Raw genomic sequence first — 15,094 nt, 5'->3', positions numbered from 1 at the left:
TGAAACTCGCCATGTAGTTGGTATTTTCTCTAGGGGCAGGGACTGCCCTTATAGCTTGGTAAATATAGATAGCTAACAAAAGTATCTAGTTCCCAGGAAGCTCCCACTTCAATCAGACCGCAAGGTCGATAAGTGGTGAGTAGTTCACGAATGTTATTCAACTAACTGGGCGCGATTGCAGAATAAATATATACCGCAATAGGGGAATTATCTAGAAAAATACTTTTGTAAGTGGGTTACAAAAAAATGTTGATTACGAAAGAAATAGTATTTTTGCTGTTCCTGCACTGTATGAGTTATGTGAAAGTGAATTAATTGATAACTATTATCAATTGTTGTATATTAGATAGTAACGAACATATAATTGAATAAGGAGAATGTATCATGCAAATATACTGGACTAAAATAAATAAAATTATTGAAGAAACGCCTGAGATTAAAACATTCATGCTCGACTGTCCGGAAGGCTTTACATGGGAAGAAGGTGCTCACACCCACTTCGCACTGGAAGGTTTTAATGCTGGAGATAAACCAAACCGCGGGCTAATTCGCCATATGTCAATCTCGACTTTACCGCATGAAAATTCAATCGGTATCACAACACGCATCAGAGAACAATGCTCTGAGTTTAAAGCGATCTTAAGAAATCTTGAAGTCGGCAATGAAATTGCACTCTTTAAAACTCATTCGAATGTACCGCTTAAAAGAGAAGGGAAAAATATTTACCTACTGTCATCAGGTGTCGGTCTGGCAACCTTCAGACCGCTTGTGCTTGATTATTTCGAAAGTGCTGACAACGTCAATCAAATTCATTCCTTGAACATCGATTCATCAAAAGATTTCTTATTCACTAATATTTTCAAATCCGTTCCTGACAAGAAGTTCACATCACAGTTTGTTGATAACCGAAAAGACTACTATGAAGAAGTAAAAAAACTTGCGGCAGACAAGGATGGACTTTTCTATGTTGTCGGCAGTGACGAATTCCTCGTGCAGAACATTGAAGTACTACGTGAACAGGGCATCAAGCCGGAACAGATTATGCTCGACAAGCATGAACAACAACGGCCTAAGTTTTTATCCCACATCTAACTGGCAGTAAGACCCCCTACCTCAAGAGTAAGAGGAATGAAGTGCCCCCTAAAAGTTAGACACTGTTATTAGGCAGCGGGTTGGGTATGAGTTCGAAATTGTATCGGACTCATGCCTTTTAATTTTGCCTTTATTCGTTTGTTGTTGTAGTACTCGATGTATTTCGCTAATTCTAGCTTAAAATGATCTATACTCTCAAATTCCTTAAAATATAGGAACTCCGATTTCATAATCCCAAAGAAATATTCCATTACGGCATTATCGTAACAGTTCCCTTTACGTGACAAACTTTGCGTGATACCACGTTCTTTTAAGGCATGACGGTATTGTTTCATTTGATAATGCCAGCCTTGATCGGAATGCATTAGGAGCTCATCGTCTTCTGACAAGCGTTTAAAAGCTTTTTCCAACATCTCTGAAACAAGGGAATAGGTAGGTCTAGAGCCAATTGTATAGGTGATAATCTCACCATTAAATAAGTCTAATACAGGTGAAAGATAGAGCTTTTCTCCAAATAATTTAAACTCCGTAAAATCTGTTACCGATTTCTCATTTGGCTTTTCAGCTTTAAACTCGCGATCCAAAACATTCGGGGCAGTCTTGCCAACCGTTCCTTTGTAAGAGCGATATTTTTTTATACGTACAAAGCATTTCAAACCCAACTCTTTCATCACTCGCTGTATTTTTTTATGATTCACTTTTTGACCACGGTTCGCCAAATTCATTACGAATACGACGATAGCCGTAACGTCCTTCATGTTCGTCATAAATCGCTTTAATCGTTTCTTTTAAAGCTTTATCTGGCTCAGGACGATTCATTTTTTTCACTAAATAGTAGTAATCACATTTACTTTCGTCCGTGATTGGCGTGGCTTGCTTAAAATATCATTCTCCATGGCAAGTTGTTTATTTTGTTTTCGTAGTTTGATCAACTCTTCCTGCTCTGGAGGACGGTTATCCTTTTCTTGGAAGGAACCACTGGCTTGATTGCAGTTGAACCCATCTGTCAAAAGCCGAAGGGGCAAGGTCGTATTCTCGGATGTTTCACTCCTTGGTTTTCCAGAAGCGTGTAGCTGAACCATTTGTTCTTTAAACGCTTGTGAGAATGTTCTTCTTTTTCGCTTGATCATCTTGATCTCCTCAGATTTATTTGAATCAAGCTTGTATGACCTTAATATAGTGTAGTCTATCCAAAGTAACCATTAAATTGGGAGGAACTTATGCATAAAACAAAGCATATAGAATATCTATAAACAAAGTATACGAAGCCTACCTTAAAGTAAAAGCAAATAAAGGGTCATCTGGAATTGATGAGCAATCCCACGAAGAATTCGAAGTAAATCTCAAAGATAATCTGTATAAAATATGGAATGGAATGTCATCTGGAAGTTACTTTCCTCAACTGTTAAAGCCGTGGAAATAATGAAGAAAGCCGGAGGTACAAGAACACTAGGAATTCCAATGGTTACGGATAGGATTGCACAAATGACTTTTATATTGATTTTTCAAGGTGCGAAGCTCAATTAAATTATAAATTGGAAATTTTAATTATTTATAAAAATATTTGATTAATTTGTAAATAGGTGTTAAATTATACATATAATTATATCTGTACAGTGTTCAGTTTAGTATCTTGGAGTATTAGTTCAATTATAAATAATGGTGATAAATGATGAATAATCAATTTAAAAAAGGGTGTACTAGAATTAATAGTCTTATATAAGTAAAGAAGATGAATATGGTTATTCATTAGTAAAAAAATATCTCATAAGATTATCTAGCCAGTTATCATAAAGAATTGAAAGAAGCACCGTTTTAATAAACTTAACACTCTAAAATGTGAATGGAATGAGTTTATCCTAATTGCTTTGTCAAGGAGTATGATGTACTTGAACAAAAATAAATTTTTAAAATTGCTGAAAAATAATTTGAAGTATATGTCTGAAAAAGAAAAAAAAGATATTGTAGAAGAATATTATATGCATTTTGTTGATGGAGGCAATGAGAATAAAAGTGAGGAGGAAATATCTAAAGAGTTAGGAAAGCCTGAAGAGATTGCTAAAGAATTAAACGCTGTTTATGCTATTAATAAAGTAGAAGAAAATAAAAGCATAAAAAGTATGTCTACAGCACTGTTGACAATCATGGGATTAAGTATTGCGAATTGCATCATTATTATAGTGAGTTTATTTGTGTTGCTATTATGTACACCATTTATATTAGCTTATATCATTGCTGTACCAGCCATGATTCTATCTCCAGTTATCTTAATTGTAATGGGATTTGTTTATGGATTTAATATAATTGGAGTGGAGGAAATTTATCAGGTCGTAAAAGGTGTTATTTTAGGTTCTTTATTAGCAATACTGGGATATTATATTGGGAAATCTTTTGTTAGATTATTTGTTAAAATCTTGAAATGGAACATCTCTATTTACAAGGGAGAGGAATTAATATGAGAAGAATCTTTTATAGCTTCTTCATTATTTTTGTATTGAGTGCATGTTCCCAGGAAGAAAATATAGACGCTACAGAAGATGAAATTCCTCTTACAAAGAACATAGAAATCCCTAGTACTATTTTCACCTCTGAAAAAAACAATAGTTTAATTGACGAAGAAGAAATGAAACTAAGCATAAAAATATATCTAGACAGCAGCGAAGAGTTATATAATGCTAGTGATCTATTTCAGGAGATCATAGATGCAGGTCAGGAATTAAATAAAACTGAATTGGAGGAATTTGACAAAATTAACAAACTTCTAAAAGAAAATGATGAGAATTTCTCTAATTATATCTTAAATAATACCTTGCCTGAAGGTTATCAAGAAGAGTCCGAAAGAATTAGTCATTACATTACAGCTTTAAATCAGTATCTTCATGAATTAAATGAAATACTCGATAATATAGTAGATAACGTAAGTGAAGGAAGTTTTTCTGAAATAGACATTGAATCAATAATTGATAAAAGTGGTGTGGTGAATGGAAGAGAACAGAAAAAAATAGAAGAATTCCTTGATAAGAAGAATATTCACACAAAAGCATTTGGACGGAATATTAAGAAATAAAGAAAAAGTTAATCCATTGAACTGTATAAGATGGAAATTCAAAAAGGTGCCCCCCGATTTAAATGAGGTTACTGAAAAACTTCATTTTTTCAATAAATATATAAATCTGTATCAAAAAAAGATGACTCAAATTCAATTTTGAATGTAGAGTCATCTTTTTTTACCAATTGTTCAGCTACATTGTTTCATTTTTATTCCATAAGTTTCAATATCCTTTTTAAATTTAACTTGAATATAGCCATTGCTCCTTGTAATTCCATGCCAATTAGACCCGAAGATACCGCCACATCATACCTTGTGTCTATGCTTTAACTCACTATTTTTCGCTTCAATTTTATGGCGATCTTTCGCTTTTTCTTTAAAATACTCACTTTCTTGAAATATTGCCTGTCAAATAAATGGACTTATCAGTTTATGAATCATCGCTAGGAAGACATTTTGTCCCATAGCACTCAATCTATTCAAAAAGAGATGTGCACATGATGATATGAGAAAGAGTTCCTTTTATCCAACAGATGGCATATAGCGAATGTGGCTTAGCTTGTTTGGCTATGTTGCTAAATTATTATCGACACCATACAGATCTTAATCAATTAAGAGAAGAGTATCCTTCCCCTTGAGATGTTTACTCTCTCTAACCTGCTCTACAAGCTTCAGCGGTGAAAAAACAGGTGCTGTCCGCCCCTCTTACTTGATTTAGTTGGGTTTTAGCACTCCTGTTGACAAAGGGAAGTTTTCACTCTATTATAATACCAATGGGGGTATCTGTATAAAGAAGGGAAGTACGATATCAACAGTTAAAGTTATTGACAGTTCTCCTGAACAGGTCATTCAGAGCAACAAATTGGTTCACGTGGACTTTTGGGCTCCGTGCGTGGGCCTTGCCTTTTAAACGGTCCGATCCTTGAGCAATTGGCGAACGAAGAACTGGAAAGTGAGGTTCTAGTTGCAAAGTTGAATGTTGATGAGAATCAGTTTTCAGCGGTGAAATAGTGAATTCAAGGAATTCCTATGCTAAAGCTGTTTTATCCCACATCTAACTGGCAGTAAGACCCCCACCTCAGGGAGTAAGAGGGATCGAAGAAGTCTAGGTGGGGGATAACTGCCAGTAAATGTCCGATTGGTTCAACTAACCATGAGTGGGGGATGAGAGAAAACCCCACTTATGGAAGTTTCACTTTATCAAGGAAATGAAGCGCAGAACTTTGTCGGGGTCAGTCTTTGCAGACGCTCAAATTAGCGATTAAGCAGTACGCGTATCATATTAACAGCGAAAAGAGTTGTTTATGGAACTCGATTTCAGGTGGATATGGGTCAAAATTTCTCCCACATCTAACTGGCAGTAAGACCCCCACCTCAGGGAGTAAGAGGGATCGAAGAAGTCTAGGTGGGGGATAACTGCCAGTAAATGTCCGATTGGTTCAACTAACCATCAGTGGGAGATGAGAGAAAACCCCCACTGATGGAAGTTTCACTTTATAAGGAGTGTTATTCATGGCTGGTAGATATTCAAAAGAAGTGATGCCTGAAGACGTTAAAGCTAGATTGGGAAAGGGCGAGAAGCTTAGCATCCTGGATGTCGGGGAAATGGATGAATGGGAATCAGGACATATCCCGGGCGCAAAGCATATTCCTCTAGGCTACTTAGCTCAAAGATATAATGAATTGGATAAAAATAAGGAAATTATCGTAGTCTGCTACAGTGGGAGCCGCAGCGGTATTGCCTGTGAGCATCTGGAAGAAATGGGTTACAACGTTACCAATATGCACGGAGGCATGTCATATTGGACTGGTCCGACTGAATAAAACCATAAAACGGCATAATAAACACAAATAAGGTTTTCCAATAATGGTTTTCCCGAATCATACATCTGTGATGAATGGAGGAAAATCGTTATGATGAAATATGACGAAGATGTGATGCATCGGCTCAAGCGTATGGAAGGACTGCCGTTAAAGTATCCTGATGACCGGGTGCTTTTTCTTTTCACTTCAAAATATAACCAATAGGATAGTGAGAGTATCATTTCAAGAAGGCACACACATTTTGGTCTTTGAGTTCGAGCTTGAGATTGGGTCAAACCGTTGCAGGTTTCCTCATCACCGATAATAAATAAGTTGAAGCAGGAGGAAGTAGCATGAATTACGGCCTTTATGCGTTAATAATTGCTCTTGTCGCTTGGATGCTGTTTAAACAATTTGTTCCGGTGAAAGGAATGAAAAATCTAAATCTACAGCAGTTCAAAAGTGAATATAAAGGGCATAAATTAGTCGATGTCCGGGAAGGACATGAGTTTAAACAAGGTCATATCGCTGGAGCAGTAAATATACCTCTTAGTCAAATTGAGCGACGTCTAAATGAAATTCCGAAGGAAAAACCTGTATATCTATACTGCCGTAGCGGGATGAGGAGTAAGCAAGCAGCGAAGATACTCAGTAAAAATGGATACAACCAAATTTCCCAGTTAAACGGCGGCATTTCTGTATGGGACGGTCCGATAACAAAAAAGTGATAAAAAAAATCATATTTATTCCTTGCGAGCTAGTGGATGATACAACTATAGTTATATCCGTATAAGTATATGGACAATGAGGAGGATTGTTATGGGTAAAAAGATACTGATCGTTGGCGGGGTTGCTGGAGGAGCTTCAGCGGCTGCGAGACTTAGAAGATTAGATGAGAATGCGGAAATTGTTATGTTCGAGCGGGACTCCTATATTTCGTTCGCCAATTGTGGGCTTCCTTATTATATCGGAGAGACGATTAAGGAGCGCTCCAAGCTGATGGTGCAAACTCCTGAAAATATGAAGGCAAGGTTCAATATAGATGTTCGTATTAAGAGTGAGGTCATCGAGGTCGATACACAGGACAAGAAGGTTAAAGTTAACAGTGCGGATAAAGGGACGTATGAGGAGTCTTATGATTACTTGATTTTATCTCCGGGAGCGAAGCCAATCAAGCCCCCTATTCCAGGCATTGACAGTAAATATATATTCACGGTACGCAATATTCCGGATACAGACCGGATCAAGTCTTATGTCGATCAAGAGGGAACCCGAAGCGCTCTTGTCATTGGAGGTGGCTTTATCGGAATAGAAATGGCTGAAAGCCTGCGGGAACGTGGATTAGACGTTTCGTTGGTTGAAGCCGCGCCTCATATTCTCGCACCTTTCGATTCCGAAATGGTTACGTTCGCTGAGAAGGAAATGGCGGATCATGGGGTAAAGCTGGTCCTTGGAGATGGAGTCGAAGCGTTCCGTGAGAAGGAGCAGGGAATTGAAGTTTCGCTCAAGAGCGGACTGCAGCTGTCTGCCGACTTGGTGATCCTTGCAATCGGTGTAACACCGGATACCGGGTTTATCAAAAACTCTGGGATTGAACTGGGCGCACGGGGCCATATTATCGTAAACGAGCAGATGCAAACAAACTGTGATGGCGTATATGCCGTAGGGGATGCTGTGGAAACGACGGATATGGATGGACAAAGAACGGCTATACCGCTCGCTGGTCCTGCAAACAAGCAGGGAAGAATTGCAGCGGACAATATTTGTGGATTGAACACCATGTACAAGGGAACGCAAGGAACATCCATTATTAAAGTGTTCAGTCTTACAGGCGCAAGTACGGGATTCAACGAAAGAACTTTGCAAAAGATGAATATTCCATATCGTACTATTTATATACACCCGAACTCACATGCCGGATATTACCCTGGCGCGCAAGCAATAGCGATGAAGCTGTTGTTTAACGACGAAGGCACAATATTAGGGGCACAGGCATTCGGTTCCGAGGGAGTTGACAAACGAATTGACGTCATCGCAACGGTTTTGCGCTTAAAGGGAACCGTTTATGATTTGGCTGAGCTTGAACTCGCTTATGCGCCTCCATTCTCTTCTGCGAAGGACCCGGTAAACATGGCAGGTTACTTGGCGGAGAACGTTCTGTCGGGACAATTGGATATTTTCACGGTGAAGGATCTGGAGATGCTGCAGCCAGAAGAGCAGGTACTGCTAGACGTGAGAAACACTATGGAGTATGAGCAAGGGCATATCGATGGTGCTGTACACATCTCGGTCGATGAGCTTCGGGAACGCATTAACGAGCTCGATAAAGACAAAGAGGTGTATACGTATTGCGCTGTAGGTATCAGGGGATACATCGCAGCCCGTATTCTTAAACAGAACGGTTTTAAGGTTAAGAACTTAACCGGCGGTTATCGTACGTACTCCATGTCGAAGTATTCCCCAAAATAAGAAAGAGATGTTGCCTTGTAAATTAGGATAATTTCAAAATACCAGATATAACGAACCATGTATTGGTTACGTTTATAGTTGAAAGTCTCATCAAATGAAAATAAGAAGACTATAAAAAAAGTAAATACTATATTAGGAGACCGTACTCATAAAGCTACTATATACACCTATGAATACGGTTCCTCTGGACTTCTTTGACAAAGTTCCCTGTCATATTAAATAAGAAAGAAGGAAAACCTTTAGAATCGCTGATTTAACGGCTTTTCTAGAGGTTTTTTCTATCTTTTGGTAAACAAATGAACCAACAACCATTCATCATTATAGAATACCTCCTTTCTTTTTTTCTACATAATCTTACAGAACTAAAAATTGAAGTTGTCAAGTGGGTACATTTTTAACTGACGTTTAATGCATTTTATTTGCCAATTACAATTAAACCTCGTATTTGATCAAATTTTTTTTTCAAAATACGAGGTTTTCTTCTATTATACATACTGTTTTTAATCAAACTTTATTCCGAACCTACAGGGAAAAACTGATTATCAAGTGTTTCACGAAAAAATATTTTGTTCATACATAAATCAATATTGACTTATACAGTAATATCTATTATGGTTATATACATGAGTATATAACCGTATTAGTATATATCACAAATGAAGAATAGTAGGCGATAAAATGAGAAGACCTTTTAATCAAGATAAACCAATCTATATACAAGTACGTGAAAAAATTGAAGATCAAATTATTAACAATCAATTAAAAGAAGGAGAACAAGCTCCTTCAACAAATCAGCTTGTTAATTTTTATAAAATTAACCATGCTACGGTAACAAAAGGAGTTAATCAATTGGTTGATGAGGGTATTCTTTATAAGAAAAGAGGAATTGGAATGTTTGTAGCAGGAGGAGCTAGAGAGAAACTTGTTCAAAAAAGAAAACAATCTTTTATTGAAGATTATGTTGTTAAACTAGTTCAAGAGGCTGAAAAGTTGGGATTCACCGAAAAAGATATCATTCTCTTCATTAAAGATGTGAAAGGCAGTGATACAGAATGAACATCAAAATAAACAATTTGAGTTTAAGTTATGGTGGTTATGTGGCACTCAAAGATATCACACTTGAGTTAAGCGGTGAGAAAATTTATGGACTTCTAGGGAGAAATGGTGCTGGGAAAACATCGCTTTTATCCATTATTGCATCATTCCGTGAACCATCCACTGGTTCTGTTACCATCAATGGGGAAGTTCCATTTGAAAATGCTAAAATGATGCAGCAAGTTGCATTTATTTATAACAAGGATTATAAAGATACATCTGAAAATGTAAAAGCTGTACTGCAAAAAATACAACGATACCGTCCTAATTTCGATATGGATTATGCTGAATACCTGATAGAACAATTTAAACTCAACAAAAAGAAGCCTATAAAACAATTTTCAAAAGGAATGCAATCTGCTTTGAATGTAATCATTGGTTTAGCGAGTAGAACACCTATCACGATATTTGATGAAGTATATCTTGGTATGGATGCTCCATCAAGAGATATATTTTACAAAGAGTTATTAAAAGATCAGGAGAATCATCCGAGAATCATGATACTTTCAACCCATCTCATAAATGAAATGGATTATTTATTTGACGAAGTAATTTTATTAAACGAAGGGAAAATTTTACTGCAAGAAGAGTGTTATTCCTTTATTTCAAAGGGTGCTGCAATTACTGGAAATGCAAAAATCGTCGATAACTTTGTCCAGGAAAAGAAACAGATTAACGTACAATATTTAGGTAATACAAAATCCGTCATGATTTATGGAGAACTTCATGATCACGAACGAAAAACTGCATTGGACAAAGGACTTGAAATAGCACCACTTTCCCTTAATGAGTTGTTTATACATTTAACTAAGGAGATAGATGAAGATGAGACAATCTAGAATCTTTCCTAAAATTGCCAACGATATGTTTTTTGTTCAATTGTTATGGGCATTTCAATTTTTAGGAGCAGCTTTAGCCATTCATATTTTTAAAATAATCCAGGGATTTATTCAGGGGTACGAAGTAGACAGCTATTATAATATAGTTTTTGTTTTCTCCAATATTTTCATACTTGTTGTTGGAATACTTTCTGGGCATTCTCTTCCCAAATTCGTAAAAAATGGCGTAACAAGAAAAGATTATTTTAAAGGAACACTTCTGTCTTCTATTGGATTATCTGCTGCTATTCCTATTATTTTAATCTGTATATCTCAATTGGAACAATTAGTGATAAAAAATATGGATAAAATAAGTTTTAAAGAACTAGATATTAATTCAATGTTACTGGAAATCGGTGATTTTAGGACAGATATTGTACATTCTATCGTTTTTTCACCCTTCGTTGACCCACAAAGTAATTTGGTTTTAGCTATTGGCGTGTTTAGTTTAAATCTCTTTATGTATTATTTAGTTGGCTGGTTAATCAGTGCAAGTTTCTGCCGATTTGCTAATGGAATTGGAATAGGATTTATTGTCATTGCTTTTATTATTTTAACTTTAGAAGACGTACTATTAAGAATCTCACTTGATTTACCTATATCTAGCAGATTTGAAATATTGGCTTCTCTCCCATTAGGCATGACAGTTTTCTGTCTATTCGTTTTAATCTTTATTTCTATTTGGATAATCCGTCTACTGACGAAAAAAGTTACCATTAAAATGTAAGAGGATAAAAAGTTTATCGTAATTGAAAAGCCGATTCCTTCCTTAGTTTAATATCAAAAGAGGTGTATGTATTTTAAGGATGTTGGCAAGCGTCTATAAATCTACTAGCGGTAATATTTATATCGATGGTAAAGTAAAAAAATTTTTACATAGGAGGAAATAATATATGAAACGAAAATGGATACTTCTTCTACTCGCCGGATGGGTTACAATAACCGGCGGTTTGTTCCTAAGTGGTCTTTCTGGCACGATTGCTGAACAACAATTCGGCTTATCTAACAACGTTCGAAAGTTAATTCAGGGGCTCGTGATGAGTGGGCTGGTGGTTCCACCTATTTTGTATTTGTATCAGCATGTCTATCGGCTGACTGGTGTAAAACCGAAAAAGCCGGTCTATTCATGGAAAAGTGCTTATCACTTTATAACAGGAGTGCTTCTGGCCATTGTACTCGCTTCGTTAGGTTTTATGATCGCGACTTCTCAAGGATGGATCGTCATTGAACAATGGCATACCCCTGATTATTGGTTTGCTGCGCTACTTATAAACTCGATCATTGCCTTTTTGTATGAAGCTTTGCCGGAGGAATTAGCTTTGCGTGGAATGATATATGATGTCTTACGTCATCGCTTCTCCACTTGGCTAGCGGTATTATTTCAAACACTGTTATTTGTCTGTGTCCCTATAGCAGTTCACCAGATTGAAGCGATAGTTGGACTTGCTCCTGGAAACGTCATTAACCTGCCTTATATTATATTAATTCTATGCTTTGGGATATGTTTGCAGTTGCTTCGTCTCTGGACTGGAAGTCTCTGGACGACGATTGGTTTTCACCTGGCATTCTTAGAAATTTCCAGGTTTGTGATCTTTTCACATGGATATGACGCTCCGCCAATTATAACCTATCACGACTCATTGCTCGGACTTGGTGGGGTATTTATCTCTTTCTACATGATTGTGATTGGTGGCATCATTGTATCGCTCTTTATATTAGGTGCGAAGCGTTTTATACGGAAAAGAGCATAATGACAATATGACTCCACGGACAATTTTTTTAACTTTCTAACAATTAAAAGCGAATGATTGTATATTAAATTATATTTAATGTTCGTATTTTTTGTTGACTATTCTTTTTTACACTGATAAAATAACGACATCATTAAAAATATTTATCCCACATCTAACTGGCAGTAAGACCCCCACCTCGGGGAGTAAGAGGACTCGAAGAGGTCTAGGTGGGGGATAACTGCCAGTAAATGTCCGATTAGTTCGGGCCGACAGGATAAGGAAAGCTTCTTGAATCAACATCGCACGAAGAAAAAGTGCTCTTCTTTTTCGAGGATGTCGGTCACAAAAGGCGTTGCAACAGGACGTTGCGTTCTTAGCCTTTGTTCTACTTCCCATCAGTGGGGGATAAGAGAAAACCCAACTGATGGAAGTTTCACTTTATTTTCGTATAATATCAGGAATATGGCCTGAGAGTTTCTACCAAGCTGCCGTAAATAGCTTGACTACGAAATGAAGAAATGCGTAAGTATCTATACGTTAGATGCTTCTTATGACGTTTCTTTCATTTTGCCTGCCAACACCCTGATCGCAATATGTGATAAGGGTGTTTTTTTGGATAAAATGGATGATTCGTGAGAATACCAAGACTGTCTTGGTTCTAATGGTAGGTCCAGCTTAGTAACAAAGATATGGAGGATGCAGAATGAGAAATTATTTTCAGTTTGATGAGCTAGGTACGAATTATCGTCGTGAGTTCATTGGTGGCCTAACCACTTTTTTGTCTATGGCCTACATTTTAATTTTGAATCCACTCACCTTGTCTCTCTCTACGGTTGATGGACTTCCTGATGAGATGAAGATGGATGCCGGCGCAGTATTTGTTGCAACAGCCGTAGCGGGCGCTATTGGGACATTGATTATGGGATTTTTGGCGAAGTATCCAGTTGCACTTGCACCAGGAGTAGGGTTAAATGCTTTCTTTGCCTATTCAGTTGTGTTAGGGATGGGTATTCCATGGCAGCAGGCGTTAACAGGAGTTTTATTCTCAGGAATTATTTTTACTTTATTAACTTTATCAGGACTAAGGGAAAAAGTGATTAATTCTATTCCAGCAGAATTGAAATTAGCAGTAGGTGCTGGAATTGGCCTGTTTATTACTTTTATCGGGTTTCAAAACGCTGGCATCATCGTTGGCAATGATGCTGTACTTGTCGGTTTGGGTGATTTAACAGATCCAAATGTATTGCTTGCTATTTTTGGAATATTTATTACCATTATTATGATGACGAAAGGCTGGAATGGCGGTATTTTTTATGGGATGGTTATTACCGCCGTTGTTGGAATGATTTTTGGATTAATTGAAGTGCCAAAGCAGGTAATAGGTGCAGTGCCGAGTCTTGAACCAACATTTGGAGCAGCACTTCAACCAATTTTTCATGATATAGGTTCTTTATTCAACCTTCAAATGCTTGTTATTGTGCTAACCTTTTTATTTGTAGATTTCTTTGATACTGCTGGGACGCTTGTAGCTGTTGCAAACCAAGCTGGATTTATTAAAGATAATAAGCTTCCACGTGCCGGAAAAGCATTATTTGCAGATTCATCAGCTACAGTCGTAGGAGCGATCTTAGGTACATCGACAACAACTTCTTTTATTGAATCATCAGCTGGGGTTGCTGCAGGTGCACGAACAGGTTTCGCCAACGTAGTAACAGCGGGTCTTTTTTTATTAGCTTTATTTTTCTCACCGCTATTAGGTGTCATTACAGCACCAGTTACAGCACCAGCATTGATTATTGTAGGGGTCTTAATGGTATCTGCATTAAGTGATATTGATTGGAAAAGATTCGAAATCGCTGTTCCGGCTTTCTTCGTAATCATCACAATGCCGTTAACATACTCGATTGCAACAGGGATTGCAATTGGATTTATTTTTTATCCTATTACAATGCTGTTGAAAGGGCGAGGAAAAGAAATCCACCCAATTATGTATTTTCTCTTTGTCATTTTTATTGCATATTTTATCTTCCTATTATAAGTATGAAGCAAAAGCTCCCGCTGATTTAGAAGGTGGGAGCTTTATTATGTGATCTTCCTATCATATATATATATATATGTAGAAAACAATCGTTTATCCCACCTCTAACTGGCGAGTCAAGACCTCCACCTCGGGGAGTAAGAGAATCAGAAGCGCTGGGTGGGGGATAACTGAAAGTTAAATGTCCGATTGGTTCGGGCCGACAGGATAAGGAAAGCTTCTTGAATCTACATCGCACGAAGAAAAAGTGCTCTTCTTTTTCGAGAATGTCGGTCACAAAGGCGTTGCAACAGGACAAGGAAAGCTTCGGCAGCGATACATCGCACGAAGAAAAAGCGTTTTCCTTTTTCGAGGACGTTGCGACCTTAGCCTTTGTTCTACTTCCCATGAGTAGGGGATGAGAGAAAACCCCTACTCATGGAAGTTTCACTTTATGAATAATGTCTTCACATGTTGGTAAAATTATATAATTTAAATATTACCTTGACGAATGGAGGAACAGGTGTTAATATTATTACAGCGTCGCAATAGAGCTAAAGACTTAAAAAAATATTTTTTAAAAAAGCTCTTGACTGCTACTTGTTTAGATGTTATATTTAGAAAGTCGCCTTTGAGAAAAGGTACGACGAAAGAATTTGAACCTTGAAAACTGAACAAAACAAAACGTCAATGTAATTCTAAATTTTAACTATGAGCTATTCAAGCTTCTAAAAATTAGTTTTGACTTTCGGTGAAGATTTCTTCGTTAGAACGTAAAAAGTTCAAGTAACGAGGAGATCAAGGAAGTTTTGGCGAGAAGCACCGGAGCGTACAAAAGTACGTGAGGATGCGCCGAGCCGAAACTGACGCAGAGATCCGAAGTTAATTGAACTTTTTTGGAGAGTTTGATCCTGGCTCAGGACGAACGCTGGCGGCGTGCCTAATACATGCAAGTCGA

At 37.3% G+C, this 15,094-nt stretch carries 15 protein-coding genes, 1 rRNA gene, 1 pseudogene and 1 riboswitch; of the genes and pseudogenes, 13 read left to right on the top strand and 4 right to left on the bottom strand.

Annotation, left to right across the window (positions count from 1 at the left end; genetic code table 11):
• Positions 1 to 384 precede the first annotated feature (384 nt).
• Complete coding sequence (locus J2S08_RS22105; RefSeq protein ID WP_307233477.1) at positions 385 to 1,092, top strand: dihydropteridine reductase; 708 nt, start codon at positions 385 to 387, stop codon at positions 1,090 to 1,092.
• Positions 1,093 to 1,160: 68 nt separating this feature from the next.
• Here J2S08_RS22105 and J2S08_RS22100 read toward each other — a convergent pair whose 3' ends face one another.
• The 3 genes from J2S08_RS22100 to J2S08_RS22090 are packed head-to-tail and all read right to left on the bottom strand — an operon-like array spanning position 1,161 to position 2,222.
• Positions 1,161 to 1,817, bottom strand: a complete 657-nt coding sequence (locus tag J2S08_RS22100; protein ID WP_307233475.1) for an IS3 family transposase — start codon at positions 1,815 to 1,817, stop codon at positions 1,161 to 1,163.
• Positions 1,780 to 1,911 (bottom strand): IS3 family transposase, encoded by a 132-nt coding sequence (locus J2S08_RS22095; protein WP_307233473.1) that lies wholly within the window; start codon positions 1,909 to 1,911, stop codon positions 1,780 to 1,782. The genes J2S08_RS22100 and J2S08_RS22095 overlap by 38 nt, the downstream gene beginning before the upstream one ends.
• 8 nt (positions 1,912 to 1,919) lie before the next feature.
• Positions 1,920 to 2,222, bottom strand: coding sequence for a hypothetical protein (locus tag J2S08_RS22090; RefSeq protein WP_307233471.1), 303 nt, complete (start codon positions 2,220 to 2,222; stop codon positions 1,920 to 1,922).
• A 753-nt stretch (positions 2,223 to 2,975) separates the two neighbouring features.
• Between J2S08_RS22090 and J2S08_RS22085 the strand changes: the two genes are divergently transcribed.
• Together J2S08_RS22085 and J2S08_RS22080 are read left to right on the top strand one after the other, a co-directional pair.
• Positions 2,976 to 3,551: an HAAS signaling domain-containing protein gene (locus J2S08_RS22085; RefSeq protein ID WP_307233480.1), complete on the top strand. Its 576-nt coding sequence runs from the start codon at positions 2,976 to 2,978 to the stop codon at positions 3,549 to 3,551.
• Positions 3,548 to 4,159: an NDxxF motif lipoprotein gene (locus J2S08_RS22080; RefSeq protein ID WP_307233469.1), complete on the top strand. Its 612-nt coding sequence runs from the start codon at positions 3,548 to 3,550 to the stop codon at positions 4,157 to 4,159. Before J2S08_RS22085 ends, J2S08_RS22080 begins: the two co-directional genes overlap by 4 nt.
• A 191-nt stretch (positions 4,160 to 4,350) precedes the next feature.
• Here the strand turns inward: J2S08_RS22080 and J2S08_RS22075 are convergent.
• A pseudogene (locus J2S08_RS22075) lies at positions 4,351 to 4,549 on the bottom strand (transposase); the annotation flags it as partial.
• Between the two features lie 116 nt (positions 4,550 to 4,665).
• Here J2S08_RS22075 and J2S08_RS22070 point away from each other — a divergent pair.
• From J2S08_RS22070 to J2S08_RS22025, 10 genes are all read left to right on the top strand, one after another.
• Positions 4,666 to 4,779 (top strand): cysteine peptidase family C39 domain-containing protein, encoded by a 114-nt coding sequence (locus tag J2S08_RS22070; protein WP_307233478.1) that lies wholly within the window; start codon positions 4,666 to 4,668, stop codon positions 4,777 to 4,779.
• Positions 4,780 to 5,653: 874 nt separating this feature from the next.
• A complete protein-coding gene (locus J2S08_RS22065; RefSeq protein ID WP_307233467.1) occupies positions 5,654 to 5,965 on the top strand; it encodes a rhodanese-like domain-containing protein in 312 nt (103 codons plus the stop codon).
• Between the two features lie 332 nt (positions 5,966 to 6,297).
• Positions 6,298 to 6,672: a rhodanese-like domain-containing protein gene (locus J2S08_RS22060; protein WP_307233465.1), complete on the top strand. Its 375-nt coding sequence runs from the start codon at positions 6,298 to 6,300 to the stop codon at positions 6,670 to 6,672.
• A gap of 91 nt (positions 6,673 to 6,763) precedes the next feature.
• A complete protein-coding gene (locus J2S08_RS22055) occupies positions 6,764 to 8,413 on the top strand; it encodes an FAD-dependent oxidoreductase (protein WP_307233463.1) in 1,650 nt (549 codons plus the stop codon).
• A gap of 678 nt (positions 8,414 to 9,091) precedes the next feature.
• The gene (locus tag J2S08_RS22050; RefSeq protein WP_307233461.1) at positions 9,092 to 9,469 is read left to right on the top strand and encodes a GntR family transcriptional regulator; all 378 of its coding nucleotides are present in this window, start codon (positions 9,092 to 9,094) and stop codon (positions 9,467 to 9,469) included.
• A complete protein-coding gene (locus J2S08_RS22045; protein WP_307233459.1) occupies positions 9,466 to 10,347 on the top strand; it encodes an ATP-binding cassette domain-containing protein in 882 nt (293 codons plus the stop codon). Before J2S08_RS22050 ends, J2S08_RS22045 begins: the two co-directional genes overlap by 4 nt.
• On the top strand, positions 10,334 to 11,113 hold the full coding sequence (locus J2S08_RS22040; protein WP_307233456.1) for a hypothetical protein: 780 nt from the start codon (positions 10,334 to 10,336) through the stop codon (positions 11,111 to 11,113). Before J2S08_RS22045 ends, J2S08_RS22040 begins: the two co-directional genes overlap by 14 nt.
• Positions 11,114 to 11,279: 166 nt before the next feature.
• Positions 11,280 to 12,137, top strand: a complete 858-nt coding sequence (locus tag J2S08_RS22035; RefSeq protein ID WP_307233454.1) for a CPBP family intramembrane glutamic endopeptidase — start codon at positions 11,280 to 11,282, stop codon at positions 12,135 to 12,137.
• A gap of 406 nt (positions 12,138 to 12,543) precedes the next feature.
• Positions 12,544 to 12,645, top strand: a riboswitch (purine riboswitch).
• Positions 12,646 to 12,822: 177 nt separating this feature from the next.
• Positions 12,823 to 14,157, top strand: a complete 1,335-nt coding sequence (locus J2S08_RS22030; protein ID WP_307233452.1) for an NCS2 family permease — start codon at positions 12,823 to 12,825, stop codon at positions 14,155 to 14,157.
• A gap of 872 nt (positions 14,158 to 15,029) precedes the next feature.
• Positions 15,030 to 15,094, top strand: a 16S ribosomal RNA gene (locus J2S08_RS22025); the annotation flags it as partial.

Source organism: Bacillus chungangensis, assembly GCF_030812995.1.
Classification (GTDB): Bacteria; Bacillota; Bacilli; order Bacillales; family Bacillaceae_C; genus Bacillus_CF; species Bacillus_CF chungangensis.
The sequence above is the reverse complement of the archived record's forward strand: the minus strand, read 5'-3'. Positions and strand labels throughout refer to the sequence as shown.

Coding starts and splice junctions, on each gene's coding strand:
- J2S08_RS22065 (WP_307233467.1), top strand. CDS start 5,654: ATGGCTGGTAGATATTCAAAAGAAGTGATGCCTGAAGACGTTAAAGCT.
- J2S08_RS22040 (WP_307233456.1), top strand. CDS start 10,334: ATGAGACAATCTAGAATCTTTCCTAAAATTGCCAACGATATGTTTTTT.
- J2S08_RS22095 (WP_307233473.1), bottom strand. CDS start 1,911: ATGAATCGTCCTGAGCCAGATAAAGCTTTAAAAGAAACGATTAAAGCG.
- J2S08_RS22035 (WP_307233454.1), top strand. CDS start 11,280: ATGAAACGAAAATGGATACTTCTTCTACTCGCCGGATGGGTTACAATA.
- J2S08_RS22045 (WP_307233459.1), top strand. CDS start 9,466: ATGAACATCAAAATAAACAATTTGAGTTTAAGTTATGGTGGTTATGTG.
- J2S08_RS22050 (WP_307233461.1), top strand. CDS start 9,092: ATGAGAAGACCTTTTAATCAAGATAAACCAATCTATATACAAGTACGT.
- J2S08_RS22105 (WP_307233477.1), top strand. CDS start 385: ATGCAAATATACTGGACTAAAATAAATAAAATTATTGAAGAAACGCCT.
- J2S08_RS22055 (WP_307233463.1), top strand. CDS start 6,764: ATGGGTAAAAAGATACTGATCGTTGGCGGGGTTGCTGGAGGAGCTTCA.
- J2S08_RS22085 (WP_307233480.1), top strand. CDS start 2,976: ATGTACTTGAACAAAAATAAATTTTTAAAATTGCTGAAAAATAATTTG.
- J2S08_RS22030 (WP_307233452.1), top strand. CDS start 12,823: ATGAGAAATTATTTTCAGTTTGATGAGCTAGGTACGAATTATCGTCGT.
- J2S08_RS22090 (WP_307233471.1), bottom strand. CDS start 2,222: ATGATCAAGCGAAAAAGAAGAACATTCTCACAAGCGTTTAAAGAACAA.
- J2S08_RS22060 (WP_307233465.1), top strand. CDS start 6,298: ATGAATTACGGCCTTTATGCGTTAATAATTGCTCTTGTCGCTTGGATG.
- J2S08_RS22080 (WP_307233469.1), top strand. CDS start 3,548: ATGAGAAGAATCTTTTATAGCTTCTTCATTATTTTTGTATTGAGTGCA.
- J2S08_RS22100 (WP_307233475.1), bottom strand. CDS start 1,817: ATGAATTTGGCGAACCGTGGTCAAAAAGTGAATCATAAAAAAATACAG.